This window comes from Streptomyces sp. NPDC050534 (assembly GCF_044457745.1).
Classification (GTDB): Bacteria; Actinomycetota; Actinomycetes; order Streptomycetales; family Streptomycetaceae; genus Streptomyces.
Genome location: NZ_JBITHF010000007.1, coordinates 436306 through 462448, shown reverse-complemented (window position 1 = coordinate 462448; position 26143 = coordinate 436306). Strand labels below are relative to the sequence as shown.

Below are 26143 nucleotides of genomic sequence, written 5' to 3'. Positions count from 1 at the left end.
TTCACGTACAGAGAAAGAGAAACCTCACCATGGACCTCGGCGTGCGCTGGAAGCTGCACGGAGGCGACGGGCGGACCCCCGCGCCCGGAGCAGTGGTACGGCCCGACGAACGCCTCACCTGGCCCCGCACGATCGGCCTCGGTGCCCAGCACGTGGTGGCGATGTTCGGCGCGTCCTTCGTGGCTCCGGTGCTCATGGGCCTCGACCCGAACCTCGCCATCATGATGTCCGGCGTCGCGACCATCATCTTCCTGCTGGCGACCCGCGGCCGGGTGCCCAGTTATCTGGGCTGCTCGCTGTCGTTCGTGGGCGTGGCCGCCGTGATCCGCGCCCAGGGCGGCACGAGCGCCACGGTGACCGGCGCGGTCCTCGTCGTCGGGGTCGCGCTGTTCCTGGTGGGGCTCGCGGTGCAGCGCTTCGGCGCGCGGATCATCCACGCGGCGATGCCGCCGATCGTCACCGGCGCCGTCGTCATGCTGATCGGTTTCAACCTCGCACCCGTCACGGCGTCCACCTACTGGCCGCAGGACCAGTGGACCGCCCTGCTGGTCATGCTGTTCACCGGTCTGGCCATCGTCGGCCTGCGCGGTTTCTGGTCCCGGATCGCGATCTTCCTCGGCCTGGTCTTCGGCTACGTCGTCTCCTGGGCCTTCGACCGGATCTTCGGCCGGATCCACTCGGTGGACGCGAGCGGCAAGCTCACCGACCACTGGCGGCTCGACCTCTCCGCGGTCGGCAAGGCCGACTGGATCGGCCTGCCGTCCTTCCACGGGCCGTCGTTCCAGTGGTCGGCGATCCTGGTCGCGCTGCCCGTGGTCATCGCCCTGGTCGCCGAGAACGCCGGGCACGTCAAGGCGGTCGGCGAGATGACCGGCGACCCGCTGGACGACAGGCTCGGCACCGCGATCGCCGCCGACGGCCTCGGCTCCGTCCTGTCCACCGCGCTCGGCGGCCCGCCCAACACCACGTACTCCGAGAACATCGGCGTGATGGCCGCGACCCGCGTCTACTCCACCGCCGCCTACTGGGCCGCCGCCGGCTTCGCCCTCCTCTTCGGCCTCTGCCCCAAGTTCGGCGCGATCGTGGCCGCGATCCCGGGCGGCGTCCTCGGCGGCATCACCGTCATCCTCTACGGCATGATCGGCCTGCTCGGCGCGCAGATCTGGACCAACTCCCGGGTGGACCTGCGCAATCCGCTGAACCTGGTGCCGGCCGCGGCGGGCATCATCATCGGCGTCGGCAACGTCACCATGAAGTTCACCGACAACTTCTCGCTCAGCGGTATCGCGCTCGGCACGATCGTCGTCATCACCGGCTACCACGCGCTGCGCGCGTTCGCCCCGCCCCACCTCAAGCAGCAGGGCCCGCTGCTGGACGAGGGCACGTCCTCCTACGACGACGCCAAGTCGTAGGCGTACGAAGGGCTGAAGGTGCCCGGCGCGCCCTCGCACCCGTCCGACTCCCCGGGCGGCTTCACCCACAGGTAGCCGTCGATCCGGGCCTCGCCGGTGCTCAGCGTCGGCGCCCGGCCGATCCTGCGGCCCGCGGGGTCGCACCAGGCGCCGTCGGCCGGGGCGCCGTTGCCGTTGCGGCTGGTGTCGACGACGGCGCCCAGGCTCGCGGGGCCGCCGAGCGCCGCGAGGACCCGGCGGTCGTAGGCGATCTCGTCCGAAGTGGAGTTGAAGTTGGAGACGTTGCTGAAGACGCCGTCGGAGGAGGCGGCCGAGGCGGCGCCCGCCTGCTTCAACCGTGCCGCCTGCTCGGCTGCCGGGTTCCAGTCGGAGTGGCCCGCGTCGTAGTAGACGCGGGCCTTCGGGTCGGCGGCCTTCATGACGCGGCCCGCGCGGGCCAACGAGGCGAACCGCGCGGCCCGTTGAGCCCCGGAGAGGCAGTCGGACTGCGCGATCGCGTCCGGTTCGAGGATGACGACGACCGCGCCGGAGCCGAGCCCCGCGGCGAAGGAGTCGATCCAGCCGTCGTAGGCGGCGAGGCCGGGCGCCCCGCCCTCGGAGGCGCCGCCGCAGTCGCGGCCGGGTATCGCGTACGCCACCACGACCGGCACCCGGCCCTGCGCCGCGGCGCCCGAGGTGACGGCGCGGACGCGGGAGGCGATGGTCGAGGGCGTGAAGTCGGCGAACCACACCGCGGCCGGCCGGCCGGCGATCCGGGACGCGATGACCGGCGTGCGCGGATCGCCCGGGTGGGCGCGCACCCAGTCGAGCACCTGGGAGTCGGGGTGCCGGTACAGGCGGGTGGCGGGCGGGGCGGGCTGCCGCTTCTTCTCCGTCCGGCTCACGGAGGGAGTTGGGCTCGCCGTGCGCCTCGGGAAGGCCGTGGGCGACGCCTCGGCCGCCGGCGGGGACGGCACCACCGGAAGCCGGTCCAGGTGGGGCGAGCGGGTCACCTCGGGCCTCGCCTCGTCGCCGCCCCGGCCGTCACCGAGCGCGCTCAGCGTGCCGGCCACGGTGCCGACGGCGACGACCACCGCGGCCGCCGCGACCATGGCCCCGCGCCGGGCGGCGCGTCTGCGTTCGGCCCTGCGTGCGGCCAGTCGCCGCGCACGTCGGCCTGCCACCGCACTGCTCCCCTCCCCCGGCGGGTGCGTTCCCCCGATCCGGGGAAGCGCCGGTGCCGTCTGCACTCCGGTCAGCCTAGGACTGGGACCCTTCCCCCATGGCGCAATTGGAACAGGTCACCACATCCGTAGACACGGTCGTCTCCCGTCTGCGCGCCCTGGACGCGAGCCTGCCCGCCGGGGACGGCGTCGCGGTCTTCAACCGCGTCTACCTCGCCGTCACCGAGGCCGTCGACCGGCGCATCGACACCGGCCGGTTCACCGACGCGCGCGCCGCGGCCACGCTGGACGTGCGGTTCGCGGAGCGCTATCTCGCCGCGGTCGACGCGGTGGACGACGGGCGGCGGGCACCGGCGTGCTGGCGGCCCCTGTTCCAGCTCCGCCGCCATCCCGGCGTACGCCCGCTGCAGTTCGCGCTCGCGGGCATCAACGCGCACATCGGCCACGACCTGGCACTCGCCGTGGTGGACAGCTGTCGTACGCTCCGCTGCGAACCGGCCGATCTGGAGGACGAGTTCGACCGCGTGGGCGATCTCCTCGTCTCGCTGGAGGAACGCATCCGCGAAGAGCTGATGCCAGGTCCCGACCTCCTCCAGATCGCCGACCCGCTCACGCATCTGCTGGGCGCCTGGAGCCTGGACCGCGCCCGGGACGCCACCTGGTCGACGGCGCGGGCCCTCTGGGCACTGCGCGAACTGCCCGACGTCGCCGAGGAGTTCACCGACCGCCTGGACGCGGCCGTGGGATTCGCGAGCCGCATGCTGCTCACGCCACTGCCCTGACGAAGGTTGTACGTTCGACACGGGTGGACCTTCTGCAAAGGAGCACAGGCATGGCGGTGCGGCTCGGGCTCGGGCTTCCTCAGACCAGGCAGTACCACCTCGGCCGGGACGTCCCCGATGTGGCGCGCGCGGCCGAGGCGACGGGTTACGACAGCCTGTGGGTGTACGAACGGATCCTGTTCCCCGAGCCGGCCCGCCAGGGCCTGTACGGCATCGAGGGCCGCCCCTGGCCGGACCACTACCGCGGGGTCGCCGACCCGCTGGTCACGCTGACCCTGGCGGCCGCGGTCACGGAGAGGGCCCGGCTCGGCACCAGCGTGCTGGTGGCCCCGCTGCGCCTGCCGTTCCAGCTCGCCAGGACCCTCGCCACCCTGGACGCGGCGAGCGGTGGCCGGGTCGTCGCGGGTTTCGGGACCGGCTGGTCGCACGACGAGTACGCGGCCGCCTCGGTGCGCCCCTTCGCGGAGCGCGGTCAGGTCCTCGACGAGGTGATCGAGGTGTGCCGGGCGGTGTGGGGCCCGGACCCGGTGTCGTACGACGGCCGGTCCACGAGCATCGCCCCCGCCGTGGTCGGCCCCAAGCCCGCCCGGCCGATCCCGGTCCTGCTGGCCGCCGGCAGCAGGAAGGCGATGACGCGGCTCGTCGACCACGCCGACGGCTGGCTGCCCGTCGCCTCGGGTGTCGAGCAACTACTCCGCTCACGAAGGCAGTTGGAGGACCTGGCCGCCGAGCGCGGGCGCACGCGTCCGATCCGGACGGTGCTGCGCGCCAACGCCCGCCACTCCGCGCGGGCCCACGAAGGCGCCGGCCGCCGGCCTCTGCACGGCAGCGTGGACCAGATCGTCGAGGACCTGGCCGGGTACGCCGCGACGAGCCCGGACGAGATCATCGTCGACCTCCAGAGCACCCTGCGCGACGCCGCGGAACTCAAGGACGTCGCGGCAGAGGTGTACGAGAAGGCACGCGCAGCCGGGATCTAGGGCGTGTCCGACAGTTCCCGCCTGCCCCGCGGCCCTTAGTCTTCGGGCAGTTCGACGGGTGCGATCTCGTCGTACAGGTCGCCGGGGCCCGGGTTGGTCGCGTCGGTTCCGCCGCCGAGGTGGTGCATGACGCCCCAGACCGCGTTCAGCGCGGTCTGGATCGCGCCCTCGGCCCAGCCGGCCGTCCAGGAGATGTCGTCGCCGGCGAGGAAGATGCCCCGCTTGTCCTCGGGCAGCCGGTCCTGCATGAAGTGGGTGAACAACCGCCGCTGGTAGCGGTAGTGGCCGGGCAGGTTGGCCTTGAACGCGCCCATGAAGTACGGCTCGTTCTCCCACGACACGGTGATCGGGCTGCCGATGATGTGCTTCCTGATGTCGACCTTCGGGTAGATCTCGCCGAGCGACTTCAGCATGACCTCCATCCGCTCGTTCGCGGACAGCGGCAGCCACTTCAGGCTGTCGTCGCACCAGGTGTAGGAGAGGCAGATGACGGCCGGCTTGTCCGGGCCGTCGTCCAGGAGGTAAGTGCCGCGCGTCATACGGTCGGTGAGCGTCATCGACATGGTGTCCCGGCCGGTGGCCTCGTCCTTGTCGAGCCAGAACGGCCGGTCGACCGGCACGAACAGCTTCGAGGACTCCATGTAGTGGGTGCGCTCGATCGCGGTCCAGTGGTCGATCGGGAAGAGCGAGTCGTCGCAGGCGATCTTCGACAGCAGCATCCAGGACTGGGCGGTGAAGACCGCCGCCTGGTAGGTGCGGATGTCGCCGTCCGCGTCGGTCACGGTGATCCGGTTGCCGGCGGTGCGGTGCAGGCGGGTGACGGCCGGGCGTGGTGCGCCGCCCTCGTGCAGCGCCGCCAGCGAGGTGCCGTACGCCCAGTGCACGATCTTCTCCGGCTCGCGCTCCCAGAGCCGGAGCGGCAGCTGCTGCGAGCCGCCGACGATGCCGCGGTGGTGGTCGTCGGCCTCGGTGTAGACGACCCGCAGGATCTCCAGGATGGAGTTGGGGAAGTCGGTGTCCCAGCCGCCGGTGCCGAAGCCGACCTGGCCGAAGATCTCGCGGTGCCGGAAGGACTTGAAGGACTCGGAGTCGCAGAGGAAGCCGTAGAAGGTCTGGTTGTCGAGCTTCTCGACGAGCTTCGCCCAGATCTCGCGGATGCGCGGCACGTCCCGCTCGCGCAGGGCGCGGTTCATGTCGGAGAAGTCGGCGCCCTCTTCGAGGCACCGGTTCCAGGCGTCGGCGACGTCGCGGTAGACCTGCGGCAGGTCGTCGATCGTCTCGGCGTAGTGCGACTCGCCCTTGAGGTCGACGACCGTCGAAGGGGTCGCCTCCGCGAGGGGGTTGGGGAACGGCCGGGTCTCGAGCCCCACCAGGTCGATGTAGTGCTGGAGCGCCGTGGAGGACGGCGGGAAGCGCATGGCGCCCATCTCCGCGCTCAGCCCCTCGGTGCCGGCTCCCTCGAAGCCCACCGTCCGCAGCCGTCCGCCGATCCGGTCGGCCTCGTACACCACGGGCCTCAGGCCCATCTTCATCAGCTCGTACGCGGCGACGATGCCGGAGAGGCCGCCGCCGATGACCGCGACCTCGGTGCCGTGCTCGGTCGCCGGTATCTGGCCGAGGCCCGCCGGGTGGGCGAGGAAGTCGTCGTACGCGTACGGGAAGTCCGGGCCGAACATGGTGATCGGCGGCAGCTGCTGCTCGTCTGCGTGCTCGACGGCGTTGGGCACGGTGGACGTCATGGGGTACGGACTCCTTGCGGGGAAAGAACTCGGGGGAAGCTCGGGGGGTTTCAGACCAGGGGCCCGTACAGGGCGGGGCGGCGGTCCTTCAGGTACGGGTTCGCCTCACGGGAGGCGGCGAGGAAGGCGGGGTCGGCGTCGGCGACGACGAGGTCCTCGCCGCGTCCGGCGCGGGTGCGCGCGATCCCGTCGGGACCGGCCAGCGTGGAGAGGCCGACGAAGTCGAACTCCCCTTCCTGGCCGACCCGGTTGACGTAGGCGACGTACATCTGGTTCTCGAAGGCGCGCACCGGGATCATCGATTCGGCGACGAACTGGAAGGGGTGCATCTGCGCCGTCGGCACGACGAGCAGGTCGGTGCCGGCCAGGGCGTGGGCGCGGACGTTCTCCGGGAACTCCACGTCGTAGCAGATCATGAGGCCGACGGTCAGCCCGTCCAGCTCGGCCTGGACGACCGGCTGCCCGCCCGGCGCGAAGTGGTCGCGTTCGAAGCAGCCGAAGAGGTGGGTCTTGCGGTAGTTCGCGAGGCGGTCGCCGGCGGCGGAGATCAGCTGGGCGGAGTTGAAGACCGTGCCGCCGTCGCGCTCCGGGTAGCCGTAGGCGATCGCCAGGCCGTGCCTGGCCGCGATGTCGGCGATGGCGTCGGCGGAGTCGCCGTCGGCCGGCTCGGCGAGGCGCGCGATGCCGTCGCCGATCGCGTACCCGGTCAGGAACATCTCCGGCGCGGCCAGCAGCGCTGCGCCCGCGGCGGCGGCACGGCCCGCGGCGGCGTCGAGGACCTTGAGGTTCTCGGCGACGGAGCCGGGGCTGCCGGAGCTCTGGAGCAGGGCGGTACGCATGCGTGTTCCTCACCGGTACGGGTGCGTGTGGGGGGCAATTAGACGGTACGGTCGCCCGCCCGGCACCGGCAAGAAGGAGCCGTTGCGCGCCGGTGAGCGGTTCGTTGCGTACGACGGCGGTCCGGCGGCGATTCGTTGCGCGCCCCGGTGCGACGTGCGGGCGGCGCGGCGCCGGAACAGTGGTGACCATCCGCTTCACCTGCAGAAAGGACCGTCATGCAGCGTCGTACGACGATCGCCGTGCTCGGGGCCCTGCTCCCGAAGGGGGCGGGCGACTTCAAGGTCGTGTCCTGGCACCCGGACTTCCGGCCCGGCCCGGGTCAGAGCGCCCGCAGTCGCTCGACGATCACCTTCAGCAACGCGGGGTCGGACGCCGGGCCGCCCGGTGCCGGCCGCGGTGCGTCGATGCGTACGAGGCCGGCCCCGGCCAGGTCGCCGAGCAGGACGCGCACGACGGTCAGGGGCAGGTCGGCGTCCACGGCGAGCTCGACGACGGGCCGGGGACGGTGGCGCAGCAGGGCGAGCAGCCGGGCGCCTGCGTGGTCGGTGACGGACGGCGCGTCGCCGGTGGGCAAGGCCGTGACCTGCGACATCAGATCTATGCGGTGGCCGTCGGCGGGCCGGGTGCGGCCCCGTGTGACGGTGTAGGGCCGCACCATCGCCCCGGTCTCGTCCTCGTACCAGTGCTCGTCGCTCACGGCAGGGTCGCCCGTGCCGGGACGCCCTTCGCCCCCTCGGTGCCGTCGCCCTCCTCGGCCAGCACCGTCTCCGGCAGCGAGACCACCGCCGTCGTCCCGCCGTACGGCGACGGGTCCAGCGTGACCTCGATGCCGTGCCGTGCCGCGAGCCGGCCGACGACGTACAGGCCGAGCCGCTCGTGCCGGGTCGGGTCGAAGTCGTCGGGGGCGCCGATCGTCCGCCGGGCCTCCGCCAGGTGCCCGGCGTCGAGGCCGAGCCCTCGGTCGTCGATCCGCAGCGTGAATCCGCGACCCGTGCGCTCGGTGCGCATCGTGACGCGGGTGTCCGGCGGCGAGAACACCGTGGCGTTCTCGACGAGCTCGGCGATCAGGTGGACGACGTCGCCGACGGCGTCCGCCGCCACGCCCACCCGCGCCATCGGCGGCACCTCGACCCGGGCGTAGGCCTCGATCTCGCCGACCGCGGAGGCGACGACGTCGGCGACGGGCACCGGGCGCCGCCATCTGCGGCCGGGTGCGGCGCCGGAGAGGACGATCAGGTTCTCGGCGTGCCGCCGCATCCGCGTGGTGAGGTGGTCGATGCGGAAGAGCTGTTCGAGGACGTCCGGGTCGCCGGTGCGCCGCTCCAGGGTGTCGACGAGCTTGAGCTGCCGGTGCACCAGCGACTGGTTGCGGCGGGCGATGTTGAGCAGCACCGCGGACAGGCCCCGGCGCAGGGCCGCCTGCCGCACCGCCGCCTCGACCGCCGCGAGCCGGGCGGTGTTGAAGGACCGCCCCACGTCGCCGATCTCGTCGGTGCCCGCGTCCCCGTCCGCGAGCGGCGGCGCCTCGGCGACCGCGTCCACGTCCTCGCCAGCGCTCAACCGCGCCATGACGTCGGGCAGTTGACGGGTGGCGAGGAGGTCGGCAGCGTCACGCAGCCGCTCCAGCCGACGCGAGATGCGGCGCGCCCCGCGCACCGCGAGCCACCACGACAGGCCCACGGCCGCGAGCCCGAACACACCGACGACGACGGCCTTGATCAGCTCCCGGTAGGCGAACTCCCTTCCGCGTCCTGCGGAGTTCTCGGCGGACCGGGTGCACAGCTGCATGTAGCGCTTGACCGCCCGGTCGGTGGTGGAGCGCCAGGAGTCGGCGGCGACGGCTTCGCCCGCCCCCGCCGCTCCCGCCCTGAGCAGCGCGTCCTCACCGTTCACCAGCCCGCGGTACAGCTCCCCGTGCTGGAAGTCCTCGAACAGGGCCCGTGAGTCGCCCGGCAGGTCGGGCACGTAGGTCCGCTCGAAGACCCGCCGGTCCTCGATCGTCGCCGTGAGGGTGTCGTACTGCCGGTCGGTCAGCCTCCCGGCGGCCCGTGCACCGGCGACCAGCGCGTCCTCCCGGGAGACGAACTCCCTCACCCGGACCAGCTCGACGACGACCTGGGCCTCCCGCGCCAGCTGTCCGGCCTGCAGCGCGGTGAGCGTCGACTGCACGTCGAAGCCGGGCTCCACCAGGGCGCTGTACTCGCGCACCGCCCGGTCCCAGGAGATGTCCCGGGACAGCACCCGCTCCCGCAGGCCCTCCAGCCTTCCGGTGGCCGCGACCATGGCGTCCAGCGCCTGCCGCTGCCGCCCGGTGAGCAGGTCCCGGTCGCCGGTCCTGACCGCGTCACGCATGGCGCTCACGGCCCGGTCCGTGCGGCGCTGCTGCTCCATCAGCCCCACGATGGGGGGCGAACGCCGGTCGGTGCCCAAGTAGGCGGCCGTGAGCCGCCGTTCGATCTGGATCTGCCCGACGGCCGTGTCGACGGGGGTGCCGAACTCCTCGTAGACCCCCTGCACCCGGACGAGCGCGCGCAGTTCGCCGGTGACCGACACCATGGCGAAGCCCCACAGCACCAGCAGGGCGAGCACCGGGGCGAGCGCCAGTGCCACGATCCGGGAGCGGACCGTCCTCGGACGGCCGATGAGCCGGCGCATGCTCTCCCCCTGGAGTGTTACCCACTGGTGTTACCCGTCGGTAGCGAACGCCGGACAACCTACGGGATGCCGCGCCGGGACCGCAATGGCCTCCCGAGCAACAGCAGCACCGCGGTCACGAGATACGGCACGGCGAACACCGCGAAGGCCGTGCTGTGCGCGGACCTCGACGCGACGGCCGCGTACAGGCCGTAGACCACGACCGTGGCGAGGTCGCTGCCCAGGCCCGCGACCGAGGTCAGCGTGGCCCGGGCCGTGTCGCCGAGCCGCCGCTGGAGTCGGACGTCGGCGAGCACGGTCGCCAGCTGGAAGCAGCCGAAGGCGAGGGCCACGAGGCCGAGGGCGGCGGGCGTCCGCGCGGCGGAGCCCACGGCGAGTGCGAGCGCGGCACCGGTGAGCACCGCCGCGAGGCCCGCCGTGCCCAGCCGTCCGCACACCCCGGCGAGCAGGCTTCCGGCGGTCGCTCCCGCCCAGATCAGCAGGAGCAGGTACGGCACCGTCGCCTCGGCCACGCCGGTGTCCCGCACCAGCAGCGGGGTGTACTCGTCGAGCGCCTCCCACACGGCCCCGACCGCGGGCACCAGCAGCAGCGCGCCGCGCAGCGACCGGTCGCGGCGCACCTCCGTCAGTGCGTCCCGCAGCGTCGCGGCCCAGCCGTCACCCCCGCCGTCCGCCGCCTTGCGGTCCTCGGGGAACCGGGTCGCGGTCAGGGCGCTCGCCAGACAGGCGAGGACGCTCGCCGCGCCGACGGCCGGAAAGCCGCCCCAGGCGAACACCGGACCGGCGAGCCCCATCGCCGCCATGACCGCGGCCAGGCCCGCGGCCCGGGCCCGCCCCATGACGCGGGGGTACCGCCCGGCCGCGCCGAGTCGCGCCAACTCCTCGTAGACCAGGGCCTCCAGAGCACCGGAGCCGAGGGCTCCGCGCGCGCCCCACAGGAAGAAGCCGAGGGCGAAGGCCCAGTACGACGGGGTGAGCACCCACAGGGCGAAGCCGACGGCGGTCAGCAGCGGGCCCAGCCACAGCAGCAGGCGCCGGGAGACGGCGTCGGCCCAGGCGCCGGAGGGCACTTCGAGCAGCACGCCGGTGAGCGACCAGACGGCGAAGAGGGAGGAGATCTGCCAGAGGGACAGGCCGGTGTCGCTGAAGAGCAGCGCGTACACCGGGTAGAGCAGGACGAAGTCGTCGAGGAACGCGTAGCCGTACAGCGTGGCCGTGAGCCGGCGGACGCCGGCGGTGACGGGCACGCGCGCAGGTGAGAGTGTCATGAGGCCTTCCCGCAGGGACGGATCGGACGCCGGAGGTACGGCGTCCGAGGCGGCCCTCGGGAGGCACGGCTGGTGGATCAATGTCGCCAGGTCATGCCACCGATGGTAGGCGGACCCGGCGCGGCCGGCCGGGGAATTACGTCGGCGAACCCGACGAGAAGCGGCGCAGCAGCGGCGACAGCACCAGCACGGACTTGGTGCGCTCGACGAACGGCTCCCCAGCGATGCGCTCCAGGACCCGCTCGAAGTGCCGCATGTCGGAGGCGAAGACCTGGACGACGGCGTCCGCGTCGCCCGTGACCGTGGAAGCGGCCACGACCTCCTGGTAGCGCTCCAGGCCCCGCCGGATGGTGTCCGGCGAGGTGTTGTGCCGGCAGTAGATCTCGACGAACCCCTCGGTCTCCCAGCCGAGGGCCCCCGGGTCCACCCGTACGGTGAAGCCGGTGATGGCCCCGGTCGCGCGCAGCCGGTCCACGCGCCGCTTCACGGCGGGGGCGGAGAGGCCCACGAGCTGCCCGATGTCCGCGTAGGAGCGGCGGGCGTCCTCGGCGAGGGCGTGCACGATGCGTTCGTCGAGATCGTTCAGCACTGCTGGTGGTTCACTTCTCTTCGGGCGCGAGGGCTTCTCGCGTGGCGAGACGGGAGCGGCGGTGGCCGTATCCGAAGTAGACCACGAGCCCGACCGCCATCCAGACCCCGAAGACCACCCAGGTGACGGCGGACAGGCTGCCCATCATCCAGACGCAGAAGGCGAATCCCAGGGCCGGCAGGACCGGCGACAGCGGGACGCGGAACGTGCGGTTCATGGCGGGGCGGGTGCGGCGCAGCACCACCACGGCGACGTTGACCAGCGCGAAGGCGAAGAGCGTGCCGATGCTGGTGGCGTCGGCGAGCTGGCCGAGCGGGATCGCGGCGGCGAGAACGCCGCAGAACAGCGAGACGATGACGGTGTTGGCGCGCGGCGCGCCCGTCTTCGGGTGGACCCTCGCGAACACCTTGGGCACGAGCCCGTCCCGGGACATCGCGAAGAGGATGCGGGTCTGGCCGTAGAGCACCGTCAGCACGACGCTCGCGATGGCGATGACGGCGCAGGCGGCGAGCAGCGTGCCCCAGAAGGTCTGGCCGGTGACCTCGCGCATGATCTGGGCGAGCGCGGCCTCGGAGTCGGTGAACTGCCGCCAGGGCTTGGCGCCGACGGCGACCGCGGCGACGAGGACGTACAGCGCCGTCACGATGACCAGCGACAGCATGATCGCGCGGGGCAGGTCGCGCTGCGCGTTCTTCGCCTCCTCACCGGCGGTGGAGGCGGCGTCGAAGCCGATGTAGGAGAAGAAGAGCGTGGCGCCGGCGGCGCTGACCCCCGCCATGCCGAGCGGCATGAAGTGGGCGTAGTTGCCGGTGCGGAAGCCCTGGATGCCGATGGCGCAGAACAGCACCAGCGCGGCGATCTTCACACAGACCATGATCGTGTTGGCGCGGGCGGACTCCCGGGCGCCGCCCAGCAGGAACGCCATGGCCAGCAGGACCACGATCAGGGCGGGCAGGTTGAAGATGCCGCCGTCGCCGGGCGGGGCGGACAGGGCGTCCGGGATGGTGACGCCGATGGTGCCGTCGAGCAGCTCGTTGAGGTACTCGCCCCAGCCGACGGCCACGGCGGCGACCGAGACGCCGTACTCCAGGATCAGGCACCAGCCGCAGATCCAGGCGATCAGCTCGCCCAGCGTTGCGTATGCATACGAGTACGAGGACCCGGCGACCGGGATCGTGCCGGCCAGTTCGGCGTACGACAGCGCGGAGAAGAGCGCCGTCAGGCCGGCTATCACGAAGGAGAGCGTCACGGCCGGGCCGGCCTTCGGGACGGCCTCGCCGAGGACCACGAAGATGCCGGTGCCGAGGGTGGCACCGATGCTGATCATGGTGAGCTGCCACAGCCCGAGGGAGCGACGCAGGGTCCCTCCCTCACCCTGCCCGCCCTCCGCGACCAGGAGCTCCACCGGCTTGCGGCGCATGAGGCGCGCGGCTGCCCCCGGGGACGGTGGGGCGTTGGTGGTGCGGTCGTGCGGGGGTGCGCCTTGGTCGAGCACGCGCTGACTCCTTCGTCACTGCGGTCAGGGCTGCGGGGACCGGCGGCATCCCTGCGTGTGCAGGGACCCACCGAGCGGGGTCCCCGCCACGCCACGTACAGCGCATGACCCTACGGGGCCGCCCTTCACGGGCGTAATGCAGCAACCTTGCACATGCACGCAAGATCGTTGCGTTCCTCGCGGACGGCCCGCCCATTCGTTGTGCACAGGCGGCCGGTCGCCTCACATCCAGCTGGCGTGCAGCGGCTTGCCCTCCGCGTACCCCGCGGCGCTCTGGATGCCGACGACGGCCCGCTCGGCGAACTCCGCAAGGGAGTTGGCGCCGGCGTAGGTGCAGGAGGAGCGGACGCCGGCGATGATCGAGTCGATCAGGTCCTCGACGCCGGGGCGGATCGGGTCGAGGAACATGCGGGAGGTGGAGATGCCCTCCTCGAACAGCGCCTTGCGGGCGCGGTCGTAGGACGACTCCTCGGAGGTGCGGTTGCGGACCGCGCGCGCCGAGGCCATGCCGAACGACTCCTTGTAGAGGCGGCCGTCGGCGTCCTGCTGGAGGTCGCCCGGGGACTCGTAGGTGCCCGCGAACCAGGAGCCGACCATCACGTTGGACGCACCGGCCGCCAGCGCCATGGCTACGTCCCGCGGGTGGCGCACACCGCCGTCCGCCCACACGTGCTTGCCGTACTTCCTCGCCTCGGCGGCGCACTCCAGGACGGCGGAGAACTGCGGCCGGCCGACGCCGGTCATCATCCGGGTCGTGCACATCGCGCCCGGGCCGACCCCGACCTTGACGATGTCGGCGCCCGCCTCGATCAGGTCCCGCACGCCCTCCGCGGCGACGATGTTCCCGGCCACGACCGGGACCTGCGGGTCGAGCGCCCGCACCACCTTGATCGCGCCGATCATCGACTCCTGGTGGCCGTGCGCCGTGTCGATGACGAGCGTGTCCACGCCCGCGTCGAGCAGCTGCTTGGCCTTGCCCGCGACGTCGCCGTTGATGCCCACGGCGGCGGCGATGCGCAGCTTGCCCTGCGCGTCGACGGCCGGGGAGTAGAGCGTGGCGCGCAGGGCGCCCTTGCGGGTGAGGATGCCGGCCAGGCGGCCGTCCTGGTCGACGGCCGGTGCGTAACGCCGGTTGGCCGCGTCGAGGTGGTTGAATGCCTCGCGCGGGTCGATGCCGGCGTCCAGGAGCACCAGGTCCCTGGACATGACGACCTCGAGCTGCGTGAAGCGGTCGACGCCGGTCAGGTCCCGGTCGGTGACGACACCGACGGGCCGGCCTTCCGCGTCGACGACCACACCGGCGTTGTGCGCGCGCTTGGGCAGCAGGGCCAGCGCGTCGGCGACGGTCTGGTGCGGGGTGAGGACGATCGGGGTGTCCAGCACGTGGTGGCGGCTCTTGACCCAGGAGACGACCTCGGTGACGACCTCGATCGGGATGTCCTGCGGGATGACCACGAGGCCGCCGCGCCGGGCCATCGTCTCGGCCATCCGGCGGCCGGCGATGGCGGTCATGTTGGCGACGACCAGCGGGATCGTGGTGCCCGTGCCGTCCGGGGAGCTGAGGTCCACACCCTGCCGCGAGCCCACCGCGCTGCGGCTCGGGACCATGAAGACGTCGTCGTACGTCAGGTCGTACGCGGGCTGGATGTCGTTGAGGAAACGCACGTGCTGGCACATCCCAGTCGATCAGAGGTGACCCCCGGACAGGTCAGCCAGGGGGAAGAGCACGTACTTCATTGTCCCATGTCGGCTGGAATGCGATGCCCGGGCAGATCGTCCAGGCAGGTCAGGGGGCTCCTAGGAGGATCCTCCAAGGGCGAGGGCCACGGAGAGGGCCGGCGTCCGGTCGGCCGCCTCGGCGAAGATCTCCTGGGCGGTCTCCCACTCGTCGGGGCGCGCCTTCGCGTACGGCCGCCAGTCCCGTACGACGAGCAGCAGCCCCCGCTCGGCCGCGCCCTCGGGCCAGACCGTGCGGTCGCCGAGGCTGTCGGCGAGGGCGTCCCAGTTGCGGCCGAACCAGTCGGGCAGCCGCAGGGCACGCGCGCAGCGGTCCATCAGGCCCGCCTTGTCCGTGACCCCGTCGAGGTCGAGCGTGACGACGAGCTCCGTCATTGCGGCACCGCCTGAACGAGTCGTGGTGGTCATCGGCGTGGGGGACCGTGCGTGGGGCGCCGCCCCGCGAGGGCGCGGGGGACGAACCGCGGCACCAGGTCGGCGATGCCACCGCGGTCGTCTCCCGCCTGACGTTCCGTCAGGGACCGTCGGGGTCGGCCCGGTTGAGGGCCGGCCTGGGCGTCGGGCCCGCCGCCATCAGGGCGTCCGCGGCCGAGGTGTCCGTCACCAGGCTGGTGACAAGACCGGACCGCAGCACCGCGTCGATCGCGCTCGCCTTGCGCGCGCCGCCCGCGATCGCGACGACCTCGGGGATACGGCGCAGCTGGTCGGTCTTGACCGTGATGCAGCGCTCCCCCAGGTCCCGGCCGATCCGGCGGCCCTCGGCGTTGAACAGGTGCGCGGACATCTCGGCGGCGACACCGAGGGAGGCGTAGTGGGCGCGCTCCTCGTCGCTGAGCATGTCGTGCACCGTCGAGATGCCCGGCTCCCAGGAGCCGATCGAGACGCAGGCGACCGTGACCTTGTCGAAGTACTCGAAGGCCCGGGCGATCCCGGTCTGGTTGCGCAGCGCAGCCGCGGTGGCGGCGTCCGGCAGCAGCATCGGCGCGTAGATGGGGTGGGCGTCGCCGCCGGACACCTGGGCGGCGCGGCGGACGGCCTCGACCGAGCCGCGCTCGGCGGTCCCGGCGTCGTACACACCCGTCAGCTGCACCACCGTGCACGGGGGCAGCCGGTCGAGGGCCGCGGCCATGTGGATGGTGGAGCGACCCCAGGCGAGGCCGAGCACGTCGCCCTCGCTCACCAGCTCGCCGAGCAGGTCGGCGGCCACCTCTCCTAGGTTCTCGGGGTCGGGCGTCTCCTCCGCCTCGGCCGGGGACTCGACCACGACCGCGTGCCTGAGGCCGTAGCGGGCGCGCAGCGCGTCCGAGCGCTCGGCGTCCAGCTCCGCGGGGACGCGGATCTCGATACGTACGAGATCCCGTTCGAGGGCCGTCTCCAGGACCCGGGCCACCTTGAAGCGGCTGACGCCGAACTCCTCCGCGATCTGGATCTTGGATTTACCCTCGAGGTAGAAGCGGCGGGCCATGGCCGCCGCCTGCACCAGCTCAGCGGGTCCCATCCGCACTGCTGACCGGCCCGCCGTCATACCCGACACGGCGATCTCCTCACTGCTGTTCACGCACTGGATTCGCCGTTCATCCTTGCAGATTCGGCGTACTTGATCCGCCCTGATGGGCGCCGTTCATGTAGCTGTTCACGTTCCTGTCGGTCAGTGGTCGCATGCCCAGGACGCCTTCGAGATCACGTTCTCCGCCTGGGTGCGCAGTGCGCGGACCGCCTCGGCCGCGTCGTCGGCCCCGTAGACCGCCGATCCCGCGACGAAGACGTCCGCGCCGGCCTCGGCACAGCGCTCGATGGTGGAGGCCGAGACGCCTCCGTCGACCTGGAGCCAGAGCTCCAGGCCGTGCTTGGTGATCAACTCGCGAGTGCGGCGGATCTTCGGGAGCATGATGTCGAGGAACGCCTGCCCGCCGAAGCCCGGCTCCACCGTCATGATCAGCAGCATGTCGAGCTCGGGGAGCAGATCCTCGTACGGCTCGATGGGCGTCGCGGGCCGGAGCCCCATGGAGGCGCGGGCGCCCTTGGCCCGGATCTCCCGGGCGAGCCGCACCGGGGCGGTGGCCGCCTCGACATGGAAGGTGACGGAGGAGGCCCCCGCTTCGACGTACTGGGGCGCCCACCGGTCGGGGGCCTCGATCATCAGATGGCAGTCCAGCGGGGTGTCCGTCGCACGGGCCAGAGACTCTACGACCGGCACGCCGAGCGTGAGGTTCGGGACGAAATGGTTGTCCATGACATCGACGTGGAGCCAGTCGGCTCCCTCCACCGCCTTCGCCTCGTCCGCGAGGCGGGCGAAGTCGGCGGACAGGATGCTGGGGTTGATCTGCGCGGCCATGACCCAAGCCTCCCATGTCCGGGCACGTTTGTTCGCGCCGGTCCAGACCTAAGCCGTTCATCGGATGTTGCGCACGGCCGGCGCGTGCCATGCTGGGCCGCCGAGCGGCGCCACATATGTCTACGGGGGTGGCCATGAGGCAGCTCTACGCCTGGAAGCGGAACGTCATCCGGTTCGTGTGCGGACGGCGCTCGAAGTGGCTGATCGTAGCCCTGTGGCTGGTGGTCCTGGTGATCGCGGCGCCGTTCGGGGCGAAGCTGAACGACGCCCAGGACAACGACGCCCAGTCGTGGCTGCCCGGCTCCGCCGAGTCCACCCAGGTGCTGAACGCGTCCGAGCATTTCCGGCCCGAGCAGATCCCCGCGGTCGTCGTCTACGCACGCTCCGGCGGGCTCACCGTCCGGGACCGGGCGCAGATCGCCGAGGACGCCCGGCAGATCAGGGCCCTGAGCGAGCACGGCATCCGCGGCGCGGAGACCCGCGGCCCCGTCTACGACCGCCGGCTCGCCCCGCGCGCCGCCCAGATCTACGTGCCGATCACCATGGACGCGCAGGGGTGGCAGCGCATCGCGCCCGCGGTCGACTCCATCCGCGACCAGGCCGGCAAGGGCGGCGGCGGACTCGCCGTCCACATCACCGGGCCCGGCGGCACGTCCGCGGACTTCTCCAAGGCATTCGAGGGCATCGACTCGACCCTGCTGTTCTCCGCGATGGCCGTCGTCGTGGTGATGCTGCTGCTGACGTTCCGCAGTCCGACGCTGCTGTTCGTGCCGCTCCTCGGGGTGGTGGTGGCCCTGTTCACGGCGCAGGCGCTGATCTACCTGCTCGCCAAACACGCCGGTCTGACGGTCAACGGGCAGAGCGCCGGCATCCTCACGGTGCTCGTGTTCGGCGCGGGCACCGACTACGCGCTGCTGCTCGTCGCCCGCTACCGGGAGGAACTGCGCCGCCACGAGGACCGCCACGAGGCGATGGAGCTCGCCATGAACCGTGCGGGACCGGCGGTTCTGGCCTCCGGCCTGACGGTCGTGCTGAGCATGCTGGTGCTGCTGGTCGCCGAGATGAACTCGACGCGCGGCCTCGGCCCGGTGGCGGCCATCGGCGTGGCAGTCGCCCTGCTGGCCATGCTCACCCTCTTCCCGGCACTGCTGCTGATCTTCGGCCGCTGGATCTTCTGGCCGGCCGTCCCGCACCTCGGGTCCGCCGATCCGACCGAGCGGGGTGTGTGGGCCCGTATGGGCCGCAGCTTCGCCCGCCGGCCGCGCATGGTCTGGGGCATCACGGCCGGTGTTCTGATCGTCCTGTCCCTGGGGCTGTTCCAGTTGCGCGCGGCGGGGATCGCCAACGCGGACGCCTTCACCAACACGCCGGACTCGATCACTGGCCAGAAGGTGTCCGCGCGGTACTTCCCGGCGGGCACCGGCGATCCGCTCGTGATCGTCTCCAACAAGGCGCAGGCCGTACAGGTGGGACACGCCGTCGCCGCGGACCGCGGGGTCGTCCCGCAGAGCATCGGCGTCCCGCCGGGCACGGCGCCCGAGCACAACGGGCAGGTGCTGTTCGAGGCGACCATGCGCGCCCCGTCCGACAGCGACGCGGCGAAGGCGACCGTGGAGCGGGTGCGCGACGCGGTGCACGCGGTACCCGGCGCCGACGCCCAGGTCGGCGGCGGCACGGCCGCCCTGATCGACATGGAGAACGCCCAGACCCACGACAACTACCTGGTCATCCCACTCGTCCTGGCCGTCGTCCTGCTGGTGCTCAGCGTCCTGTTGCGGGCGCTCGTGGCACCCCTGCTGCTCATCGGCACCGTGATGCTGTCCCTGGCCACGGCCCTGGGCCTGAGCGCGCTGGCCTTCCGCCACGTCTTCGGCTACGCGGGCGAGGACGTGGCCTTCCCGCTGTTCGTCTTCGTCTTCCTGGTGGCCTTGGGCATCGACTACAACATCTTCCTGACCACCCGCATCCGCGAGGAGGCGATCCGCCAGGGCACCCGCCCCGGTGTGGTCACGGGCCTCGCCACGACCGGTGCGGTGATCACCTCGGCCGGACTGGTCCTCGCCGGCACGTTCGCCGCCCTCGGCACCCTGCCGATGGTGGGCTTCGCGGAGATCGGCTTCGCGGTGGCACTGGGCGTCCTGCTGGACACCTTCATCGTCCGGTCCGTGCTGGTCACCTCCCTCTTCCTCGACGTGGGCAAGAAGGTGTGGTGGCCGCACCACCTGTCGCGGCAGGACGGCCCGGCCTCCGCCGTGCCCCCGGCTCAGGACCGGGTCAGCCAGTCCTCCGAATGAGCGCGAGGTACATGGCGTCGGTCCCGTGCAGATGCGGCCACAGCTGCACGTCGGGGCCCTCGCCGAGGTCCGGCAGGCCCGGCAGCAGGGGGCGGGCGTCGACGAGTTCGGCGTCGGGGTGCTGCTTGAGCAGGTCCTCCACGACGGCCCTGGTCTCGGCGAGATGCGGCGAGCAGGTGGCGTAGCCGACGACTCCGCCGACCCGTACGGCGTCCAGGGCGCTGCGCAGCAGGCCGCGCTGGAGCGGCGCGAACCCCTCCAGGTCCTCGGGACGGCGCCGCCAGCGGGCCTCGGGCCGCCGGCGCAGAGCGCCGAGCCCGGTGCAGGGCACGTCCATCAGCACGCGGTCGAAGGAGCCGGGCTGCCACGGCGGCCGGGTCCCGTCGGCGGCGATGACCTGGTAGGGCCCGGGGTTGCCGTGCAGCGCCTTGGCGACCAGGCCCGCCCGGTGCGGCTGCTTCTCGGAGGCGAGCAGGACGGCACCGCGCTCGGCGGCGAGCGCCGCGAGCAGCGCCGCCTTGCCGCCGGGCCCGGCGCACCCGTCGAGCCACCTCTGGTCGCGGCCCTCCACGGGCGCGTTGGCGAGTGCGAGGGCCACCAGCTGGCTGCCCTCGTCCTGCACGCCGGCCCGGCCGTCCCGCACGGCCTCGATGGCGCCGGGCTCGCCGCCCTCGGTCAGCCGCACCGCGTACGGCGACCAGCGCCCCGGCACGGCGGCCTCCTCGCCGAGCAGCTCCTCGGTCGTGGACCGCCCGGGCCGCGCGACGAGGGTGACCTCGGGCCGCTCGTTGTCCGCCGCCAGCAGCTCCTCGATGCCGGCCCGGCCGCCGCCGAGGGAGTCCCACAGCGCGGAGACGACCCAGCGCGGGTGCGAGTGCACGACGGCGAGATGGTCCTCGGGGTCCTCGTCGTAGGGCGGCGCGACGCGCTCGATCCAGGTGTCGAGATCGGCCTGCGCGACCTTGCGCAGCACGGCGTTGACGAACTTCGCCCGCCCGTCGCCGAGCACGACCCGGGCGAGCTCGACGGTGGCCGACACGGCGGCATGGGTCGGGATCCGCGTCCCGAGGAGCTGATGGGCCCCGAGGCTCAGCACGTCCAGCACCGGCGGGTCGACCTCGCGCAGCGGCCGGTCCACACAGGCGGCGATGACCGCGTCGTACGTCCCCTGCCGCCGCAGCGTCCCGTACACCAGCTCGGTCGCCAGCGCCGCGTCCCGCGCGTCGAAGTCGCCCTTCTCCCGTGCCTTGCGCAGCAGCGGCGGCAGCACGAGGTTGGCGTAGGCGTCCCGCTCGTCCACGGCCCTCAGCGCATCGAAGGCGAGGATGCGGACGGGGTCTTTCTTCGGCCGCCGGTAGGGCTTGCCGGGCCTGCGCGGCCCACGGGAGGTGTCGCTCACGAAAAAGGTGCTCCGGATGTCTGGGAGAGGTACGCACCAAGGGTACGTCGCACCCGTACCGCCGCTGCCCGGAGCGTCGCCGCGCCCTAAGGGGTGTCCGGCCCCTGGCCGCCGAGCGTCTCCCCGTCCGCGATGCGCACACCACGCGCCCAGTCGGCCGCCCGCATCGGCTTCTTGCCCTGGGCCTGCACCCACAGCAGCTCGACGGCGTACGAACCGGTGCCGGCGTGCACGCTGTTCTTGCCGACGGACAGCTGCGCCGGTGCGAGGTCGGTGCGGTCCGGCACGGGCGTGACCTGGATGAGCTTCAGGCGCTCACCGCGGAAGGTGGTCCAGGCGCCGGGCGCCGGCGTGCAGCCGCGCACCACCCGGTCGACCCTGAGCGCCGGGGTGGACCAGTCGACCTCGGCGTCCTCGACGGTGATCTTCGGCGCCAGGCTGATGCCCTCGGCGGGCTGCGGCACCGCCTTCAGCGTGCCGTCCTCGATGCCGTCCATGGTGGCGGCGAGCAGGCCCGCGCCGGCGAAGGCGAGACGGGTGAGCAGGTCGCCGCTGGTGTCGGTGGGCCGGATCGTCTCGGTGACGGTGCCGTAGACGGGACCGGAGTCGAGCCCCTCCTCGATGAGGAAGGTGGAGGCGCCCGTCATCTCGTCACCGGCCATGATGGCGGCCTGCACGGGCGCGGCGCCGCGCCAGGCGGGCAGCAGCGAGAAGTGCAGGTTGACCCAGCCCCGGGCCGGGATGTCGAGGGCGACGCGGGGCAGCAGGGCGCCGTAGGCGACGACGGGGCAGCAGTCGGGGGCGATCTGCCGCAGCCGCTCGAGGAACGCGGGGTCCCGCGGCTTGCGGGGCTTGAGCACCTCGATGCCGGCCTCCTGGGCCCGCTGCGCCACGGGCGACGCGATCAGCCTGCGGCCCCGGCCGGCCGGCGCGTCGGGGCGCGTGACGACGGCGGCCACCTCGTGCCGCCCGGAGGCGATGAGAGCGTCCAGAGCGGGAACGGCGACCTCGGGGGTACCGGCGAAGACGAGCTTCATGGGTGGGCGGGGCCTCTCGGGCGGGAGCTGTTGCGGCGACGCACAAGTCTATGACCCCGGCCTCGGAGCGCCGCGGCCACGTGCGCGGACGGGGTGGGATCCGCCGAGGTCCGCGGCGCGCAGCGACCCCTGGGGGCGTATGCATATGCCCCTACGCCCCCTGAGCGTGACCCTCGGAGCAAAAACACGTTGGTCAAGTGAGAGTTGACCACAACGGGCCGCGACCGCGCGGCCCGGATCCTTTTTCAACGCCGGTTCGAGAGGCTTGTTCATGGCCGACCACGCAACCCACGACGCCCAGGCTCGGGCCAGCCTGCACTTGCTGGTGCGGGACATCGAGCGGGTCCGCCGGCAGGTGGACGCACTGCGCACCCTCACCGCCCAGCTGGGCAACGTCTACCGCCCGCGCCGCTCCGGTCCCTCCACGGGCTTCGTCGTCTACGGACGCGCTCCCGCCCCGACGGTGCGCCTCGCCCAGGAGTTGCGGGACAGCGTCGAGACCCTGGTCACGGCCGCGGTCGACTTCGACCGCTCCCTCGGCTTCTCGTGGGACGCGGTGGGTTCCGCGCTCGGCGTCACCAAGCAGGCGGTGCACCGCCGTTACGGCGCCCGGCGTGCCGCGACCCAGGCAGCCGCCGAGACCGAGCGGACGGCCGAGCCGGCGGCACCCCGCCCGGTCGGCGTCAACACCGGCATCCAGGCGGTGCCCACGGTCCCCGCCGCCCGCTCCATGCCGACCCAGCCGACGGCCGGCAGCCCGTCCCTCCGCGACGAGGTCAGGCCGACGGCTTTCCCCGGCCCACGCAACGGCTGAGCCGCCTTCCGCTTCCCTCCTGCCCTCCCGGCATGAACCGGGAGGGCAGACGTATGCCGGGGCTCGGTACCTCACGCAACCGCCTCACCCGATGTCCGGCGGATCGATCCGCACCCGCACCGCCGCCTCCCCGGGTCCCCGCGCCATCCGTGCCGCCTGCGCGGCCTTGAGTGCCGCAGCCAGGGCGGCGCCGCTGCCCGGCGGCACGCGGACCAGGGCCCGCTCCCAGTGCTCCCCCGGAGGCGGCGCCCCCGGTCGGCGTGGTCCTCCCGCCCGGGTGACCGTCAGCGGCACGGGACCCAGCACCTCGGCCTCGCGCGGCAGTTCGGCCGTGCCCAGGAACTCGGCGATCGCCTCCGGCGGCCCGGACACCGCCGCCATCCGTGACACCGGCGGGAAGCCGAGCTCGGCGCGCTCGGCGAGCTCCCGCACCGCGTGGCCGACGGGGTCCCACCGCACAAGGGCCTGCACCGGCCGCAGCGTCGGCTCCGCGACGACGACCACGGTGCCTCCCGCGCCCTGGGGCCGGACGAGTGCGGCGGCCGCGATCCAGCGCCTCAGCGCGTCCTCACCGGCGCGCAGGTCGGGCCGCCCGAGCATGGCCCAGCCGTCCAGCAGCAGCGCGGCCGCATATCCGCCCTCGGCGACCGGCTCGGCCCCCGGCGTGCTCACGACCAGCGCCGGCGTGCCCGGCACGGTGTCCAGCACCTGCTCGCGCCCGGAGGTCCGCACCGGTACGGCCGGAAACGCCCGCCCCAGCTCCTCGGCGGTCCGCCGCGCCCCGACGACCTGCGCCCGCAACCGGAACCCGCCGCACTCCGGGCAGTGCCAGCCGCTCTCGTCCCGCCCGCACCACCCGCACCGCAGTGCGGCACCCGTCTCCTGTCCTTCCAGTGGTCCGGAACAGTGCCGGCACCGCGCCGGTGCCCGGCAGTTGGCGCAGGCCATCCGGGGGACGTACCCCCGCCGCGGCACCTGCACGAGCACCGGCCCGTGCCGCAGCCCCTCCCTGACGGCCTGCCAGGCGAGGGTCGGCAACCGGGCGGCCCGGGCGGCCTCGTCCCGCGCGAGATCCGTGTCCCCGACCGTCCGTACGAGGGGAGCGGCCGCTCGCACCTGTTCGCGCGCGGCGACGAGCGGCCGGGCCCAGCCGCTCTCGACGAGCTGCGCGGCCTCCACGGTGCAGCTCCAGCCGCCCAGCAGGAAACCGCACTTGTCGTGGGCGGCCCGCAGGAGCAGCACCTCCCGGGCATGCGGCTGAGGGGCGTGCAGCTCGCTGTGGCTGTCGTCCCCGTCGTCCCAGACGGCGACGAGGCCGAGGTTCTGCACCGGCGCGAACATGGCGGCGCGGGTGCCGATGACGGCCCGTACGGACCCCCGCCGCACCGCGAGCCACTCCCGGTACCGCTTCTCGGGCCCGGCGTCGGCGGTGAGCACCGCGTGCCGCCCCTTGCCCAGCAGCGCGGTCAGCGCGGCGTCGACACGGGCCACCGCCCGTCCGTCGGGCAGCACGGCGAGCGCGCCACGCCCCGAGGCCAGGGTCGCGGCGACGGCATGGGCCAGTTCGTCGCTCCACCCGGGCCCGGGCAGCGCGTTCCACACCGCTCGCGGGGCGCCTCCCGACGCCAGCGACTCCAGGAATCCGGCGCCCCGCTCATAACGCTCCCAGCCCCCCGGGTCCGGCTTCCCCGGCGGGGGCAGCAACTCGGGAGACGGCCGCTGCTCGGCCCGCGCACTGCGCGGCGGCACGGCGAGCTGGAGCACGTCGGCAAGGCTCCCGGCGTACCGATCGGCGACGGCCCGGGCGAGCCCCAGCAGCTCCTCGCTCAGGACCCGCTCGGGCGAGACGACCTGTGCCAGTGCGGCCAGCGGCCCGGAGTAGTCGGACTCCGCCAGCCGCTCGACGAGGAACCCGTCGATCAGCCCGCCGCCTTCGCGCCGTCCGTCGCGCACCCGGTGCCGCCCGGCCCCGAACCGCACCCGCACCCGCACACCCGGCTGGGCGTCGGCGTCCAGCTCCTCGGGCACCGCGTAGTCGAAGTACCGGTCGAGATGCAGCACGCCCTTGTCGACCAGCACTCGCGCCACCGGCAGCTCCTTGGCCAGCGCGGCCCCGCGCCAGGTCCGCGGCTTGGCCCTGGGCACCTGCGCCTTGCGCACGCTCTCCCGGATGAGCGCGAGCTGCTCCGGGGGCGCGCCCTCCGCGCCTCCGTCCCCCTGACCGTTCTCGCTGCTCACGCCTGCATTCTTACCAAACACCACTGACACCGACCCCCGCCGCCCGAGATCGTTCCGTTCGGGCCGGAACACGCCGAGGCCCGGCTCCCCCAGGGGAACCGGGCCTCGCCGGGACTCGGGGACCTACATCCCCACAGCCTTGCGCAGCGCGTCCACGCGGTCCGTGTTCTCCCAGGTGAACTCGGGGATCTCACGGCCGAAGTGGCCGTATGCCGCGGTCTGGGCGTAGATCGGGCGGAGCAGGTCGAGGTCGCGGATGATCGCGGCCGGGCGCAGGTCGAAGACCTGGTCGATGGCCTTCTCGATCTTCTCGTGGTCGATCGTGGCGGTACCGAAGGTCTCCACGAACAGACCCACCGGCTCGGCCTTGCCGATCGCGTACGCGACCTGGACCTCGCAGCGGGAGGCCAGACCGGCGGCGACGACGTTCTTCGCCACCCAGCGCATCGCGTACGCGGCGGAGCGGTCCACCTTGGACGGGTCCTTGCCCGAGAAGGCACCGCCGCCGTGGCGGGCCATGCCGCCGTACGTGTCGATGATGATCTTGCGGCCGGTGAGGCCGGCGTCGCCCATCGGGCCGCCGATCTCGAAACGGCCGGTCGGGTTGACCAGCAGGCGGTAGTTCTCCGTGTCCAGCTTGATGCCCTCGTCCAGGAGCGCCTTCAGCTCCGGCTCCACGACGAACTCGCGGATGTCGGGGGCGAGGAGGGACTCCAGGTCGATGTCGCTCGCGTGCTGCGAGGAGACGACCACGGTGTCGAGACGGACGGCCTTGTCGCCGTCGTACTCGATGGTGACCTGCGTCTTGCCGTCCGGGCGCAGGTAGGGGATGGTGCCGTTCTTGCGGACGTCCGACAGTCGCTTCGACAGGCGGTGCGCCAGGAAGATCGGCAGCGGCATGAGGGTGGGCGTCTCGTCGGTCGCGTAACCGAACATCAGGCCCTGGTCGCCCGCACCCTGCTTGTCGAGCTCGTCCTCGTCGCCCTCGACCCGGGACTCGTACGCCGTGTCGACACCCTGGGCGATGTCCGGGGACTGCGCGCCGATGGACACCGAGACGCCGCAGGAGGCGCCGTCGAAACCCTTCTTCGAGGAGTCGTAGCCGATCTCGAGGATCTTGCTGCGGACGAGGGTCGCGATGTCCGCGTAGGTCTTGGTGGTGACCTCACCGGCGACATGGACGAGGCCGGTGGTGATCAGCGTCTCGACGGCGACCCGGGAGGACGGGTCCTCACGCAGAAGCGCGTCGAGAATGGTGTCGCTGATCTGGTCAGCGATCTTGTCGGGGTGACCCTCGGTCACAGACTCCGAAGTGAACAGGCGACGGGACACAACGCTCCCTGGGGTTGCAGCGGCTGCTGGCTGA

21 protein-coding genes are annotated in these 26143 nt (G+C 72.8%); 5 read left to right on the top strand and 16 right to left on the bottom strand.

Features of this window, described 5'->3' with window-relative positions; genetic code table 11:
* Positions 1-29 precede the first annotated feature (29 nt).
* Positions 30-1412, top strand: a complete 1383-nt coding sequence (locus ACIBN2_RS24970) for a uracil-xanthine permease family protein (protein WP_399137331.1) — start codon at positions 30-32, stop codon at positions 1410-1412.
* Here ACIBN2_RS24970 and ACIBN2_RS24965 read toward each other — a convergent pair.
* Positions 1391-2503 (bottom strand): glycoside hydrolase family 6 protein, encoded by a 1113-nt coding sequence (locus tag ACIBN2_RS24965; RefSeq protein ID WP_399137471.1) that lies wholly within the window; start codon positions 2501-2503, stop codon positions 1391-1393. The genes ACIBN2_RS24970 and ACIBN2_RS24965 overlap by 22 nt on opposite strands.
* A 170-nt stretch (positions 2504-2673) precedes the next feature.
* Here ACIBN2_RS24965 and ACIBN2_RS24960 point away from each other — a divergent pair, with 170 nt between their 5' ends.
* Together ACIBN2_RS24960 and ACIBN2_RS24955 are read left to right on the top strand one after the other, a co-directional pair.
* On the top strand, positions 2674-3357 hold the full coding sequence (locus ACIBN2_RS24960) for a DUF5995 family protein (protein WP_399137330.1): 684 nt from the start codon (positions 2674-2676) through the stop codon (positions 3355-3357).
* Between the two features lie 50 nt (positions 3358-3407).
* A complete protein-coding gene (locus ACIBN2_RS24955; RefSeq protein WP_399137329.1) occupies positions 3408-4337 on the top strand; it encodes an LLM class F420-dependent oxidoreductase in 930 nt (309 codons plus the stop codon).
* Between the two features lie 35 nt (positions 4338-4372).
* On the opposite strand, the gene ACIBN2_RS24950 is transcribed toward ACIBN2_RS24955, so the two are convergent.
* From ACIBN2_RS24950 to rpe, 11 genes are all read right to left on the bottom strand, one after another.
* Positions 4373-6076: a flavin monoamine oxidase family protein gene (locus ACIBN2_RS24950; RefSeq protein ID WP_399137327.1), complete on the bottom strand. Its 1704-nt coding sequence runs from the start codon at positions 6074-6076 to the stop codon at positions 4373-4375.
* Positions 6077-6126: 50 nt separating this feature from the next.
* A complete protein-coding gene (locus tag ACIBN2_RS24945) occupies positions 6127-6915 on the bottom strand; it encodes a carbon-nitrogen hydrolase family protein (RefSeq protein WP_399137326.1) in 789 nt (262 codons plus the stop codon).
* Between the two features lie 320 nt (positions 6916-7235).
* Complete coding sequence (locus ACIBN2_RS24940) at positions 7236-7613, bottom strand: DUF742 domain-containing protein (RefSeq protein ID WP_399137325.1); 378 nt, start codon at positions 7611-7613, stop codon at positions 7236-7238.
* Positions 7610-9571 (bottom strand): nitrate- and nitrite sensing domain-containing protein, encoded by a 1962-nt coding sequence (locus ACIBN2_RS24935; RefSeq protein ID WP_399137323.1) that lies wholly within the window; start codon positions 9569-9571, stop codon positions 7610-7612. The genes ACIBN2_RS24940 and ACIBN2_RS24935 overlap by 4 nt, the downstream gene beginning before the upstream one ends.
* Positions 9572-9630: 59 nt before the next feature.
* Positions 9631-10839: an MFS transporter gene (locus tag ACIBN2_RS24930; RefSeq protein ID WP_399137322.1), complete on the bottom strand. Its 1209-nt coding sequence runs from the start codon at positions 10837-10839 to the stop codon at positions 9631-9633.
* A 136-nt stretch (positions 10840-10975) separates the two neighbouring features.
* The gene (locus tag ACIBN2_RS24925) at positions 10976-11428 is read right to left on the bottom strand and encodes an Lrp/AsnC family transcriptional regulator (RefSeq protein WP_393865247.1); all 453 of its coding nucleotides are present in this window, start codon (positions 11426-11428) and stop codon (positions 10976-10978) included.
* Positions 11429-11438: 10 nt separating this feature from the next.
* Positions 11439-12923, bottom strand: coding sequence for an amino acid permease (locus ACIBN2_RS24920; protein WP_399137320.1), 1485 nt, complete (start codon positions 12921-12923; stop codon positions 11439-11441).
* A gap of 222 nt (positions 12924-13145) precedes the next feature.
* Positions 13146-14600, bottom strand: a complete 1455-nt coding sequence (locus ACIBN2_RS24915) for a GuaB1 family IMP dehydrogenase-related protein (protein WP_399137319.1) — start codon at positions 14598-14600, stop codon at positions 13146-13148.
* A gap of 120 nt (positions 14601-14720) precedes the next feature.
* Positions 14721-15035, bottom strand: a complete 315-nt coding sequence (locus ACIBN2_RS24910) for a barstar family protein (RefSeq protein WP_399137317.1) — start codon at positions 15033-15035, stop codon at positions 14721-14723.
* 139 nt (positions 15036-15174) lie between these two features.
* Complete coding sequence (locus ACIBN2_RS24905; RefSeq protein ID WP_399137315.1) at positions 15175-16218, bottom strand: sugar-binding transcriptional regulator; 1044 nt, start codon at positions 16216-16218, stop codon at positions 15175-15177.
* 90 nt (positions 16219-16308) lie between these two features.
* Positions 16309-16995, bottom strand: a complete 687-nt coding sequence (rpe, locus tag ACIBN2_RS24900; RefSeq protein WP_399137314.1) for a ribulose-phosphate 3-epimerase — start codon at positions 16993-16995, stop codon at positions 16309-16311.
* Between the two features lie 134 nt (positions 16996-17129).
* Here rpe and ACIBN2_RS24895 point away from each other — a divergent pair, with 134 nt between their 5' ends.
* Positions 17130-19289, top strand: a complete 2160-nt coding sequence (locus ACIBN2_RS24895) for an MMPL family transporter (RefSeq protein ID WP_399137313.1) — start codon at positions 17130-17132, stop codon at positions 19287-19289.
* Here the strand turns inward: ACIBN2_RS24895 and ACIBN2_RS24890 are convergent.
* Together ACIBN2_RS24890 and fmt are read right to left on the bottom strand one after the other, a co-directional pair.
* Positions 19270-20688, bottom strand: a complete 1419-nt coding sequence (locus tag ACIBN2_RS24890) for an RsmB/NOP family class I SAM-dependent RNA methyltransferase (RefSeq protein ID WP_399137312.1) — start codon at positions 20686-20688, stop codon at positions 19270-19272. The genes ACIBN2_RS24895 and ACIBN2_RS24890 overlap by 20 nt on opposite strands.
* An 86-nt stretch (positions 20689-20774) precedes the next feature.
* Positions 20775-21725 (bottom strand): methionyl-tRNA formyltransferase, encoded by a 951-nt coding sequence (gene fmt, locus ACIBN2_RS24885; protein WP_399137310.1) that lies wholly within the window; start codon positions 21723-21725, stop codon positions 20775-20777.
* A 271-nt stretch (positions 21726-21996) separates the two neighbouring features.
* On the opposite strand from fmt, the gene ACIBN2_RS24880 reads away from it, so the two are divergent.
* Positions 21997-22539: a hypothetical protein gene (locus ACIBN2_RS24880; protein WP_399137308.1), complete on the top strand. Its 543-nt coding sequence runs from the start codon at positions 21997-21999 to the stop codon at positions 22537-22539.
* 84 nt (positions 22540-22623) lie between these two features.
* On the opposite strand, the gene ACIBN2_RS24875 is transcribed toward ACIBN2_RS24880, so the two are convergent.
* Both ACIBN2_RS24875 and metK read right to left on the bottom strand, forming a co-directional pair.
* Positions 22624-24777: a primosomal protein N' gene (locus tag ACIBN2_RS24875; RefSeq protein WP_399137306.1), complete on the bottom strand. Its 2154-nt coding sequence runs from the start codon at positions 24775-24777 to the stop codon at positions 22624-22626.
* A 123-nt stretch (positions 24778-24900) separates the two neighbouring features.
* Entirely contained in the window at positions 24901-26109 is a 1209-nt protein-coding gene (gene metK / locus ACIBN2_RS24870) for a methionine adenosyltransferase (RefSeq protein ID WP_399137304.1), read from the bottom strand.
* Positions 26110-26143: the final 34 nt, after the last annotated feature.

What these genes read in the sequence shown, in the direction of transcription:
- ACIBN2_RS24935 (WP_399137323.1), bottom strand. Translation starts at nt 9,571, where the DNA reads ATGCGCCGGCTCATCGGCCGTCCGAGGACGGTCCGCTCCCGGATCGTG.
- ACIBN2_RS24970 (WP_399137331.1), top strand. Translation starts at nt 30, where the DNA reads ATGGACCTCGGCGTGCGCTGGAAGCTGCACGGAGGCGACGGGCGGACC.
- ACIBN2_RS24950 (WP_399137327.1), bottom strand. Translation starts at nt 6,076, where the DNA reads ATGACGTCCACCGTGCCCAACGCCGTCGAGCACGCAGACGAGCAGCAG.
- fmt (WP_399137310.1), bottom strand. Translation starts at nt 21,725, where the DNA reads ATGAAGCTCGTCTTCGCCGGTACCCCCGAGGTCGCCGTTCCCGCTCTG.
- ACIBN2_RS24915 (WP_399137319.1), bottom strand. Translation starts at nt 14,600, where the DNA reads ATGTGCCAGCACGTGCGTTTCCTCAACGACATCCAGCCCGCGTACGAC.
- ACIBN2_RS24930 (WP_399137322.1), bottom strand. Translation starts at nt 10,839, where the DNA reads ATGACACTCTCACCTGCGCGCGTGCCCGTCACCGCCGGCGTCCGCCGG.
- ACIBN2_RS24880 (WP_399137308.1), top strand. Translation starts at nt 21,997, where the DNA reads ATGGCCGACCACGCAACCCACGACGCCCAGGCTCGGGCCAGCCTGCAC.
- ACIBN2_RS24895 (WP_399137313.1), top strand. Translation starts at nt 17,130, where the DNA reads ATGAGGCAGCTCTACGCCTGGAAGCGGAACGTCATCCGGTTCGTGTGC.
- ACIBN2_RS24945 (WP_399137326.1), bottom strand. Translation starts at nt 6,915, where the DNA reads ATGCGTACCGCCCTGCTCCAGAGCTCCGGCAGCCCCGGCTCCGTCGCC.
- ACIBN2_RS24910 (WP_399137317.1), bottom strand. Translation starts at nt 15,035, where the DNA reads ATGACGGAGCTCGTCGTCACGCTCGACCTCGACGGGGTCACGGACAAG.
- ACIBN2_RS24960 (WP_399137330.1), top strand. Translation starts at nt 2,674, where the DNA reads ATGGCGCAATTGGAACAGGTCACCACATCCGTAGACACGGTCGTCTCC.
- rpe (WP_399137314.1), bottom strand. Translation starts at nt 16,995, where the DNA reads ATGGCCGCGCAGATCAACCCCAGCATCCTGTCCGCCGACTTCGCCCGC.
- ACIBN2_RS24965 (WP_399137471.1), bottom strand. Translation starts at nt 2,503, where the DNA reads ATGGTCGCGGCGGCCGCGGTGGTCGTCGCCGTCGGCACCGTGGCCGGC.
- ACIBN2_RS24955 (WP_399137329.1), top strand. Translation starts at nt 3,408, where the DNA reads ATGGCGGTGCGGCTCGGGCTCGGGCTTCCTCAGACCAGGCAGTACCAC.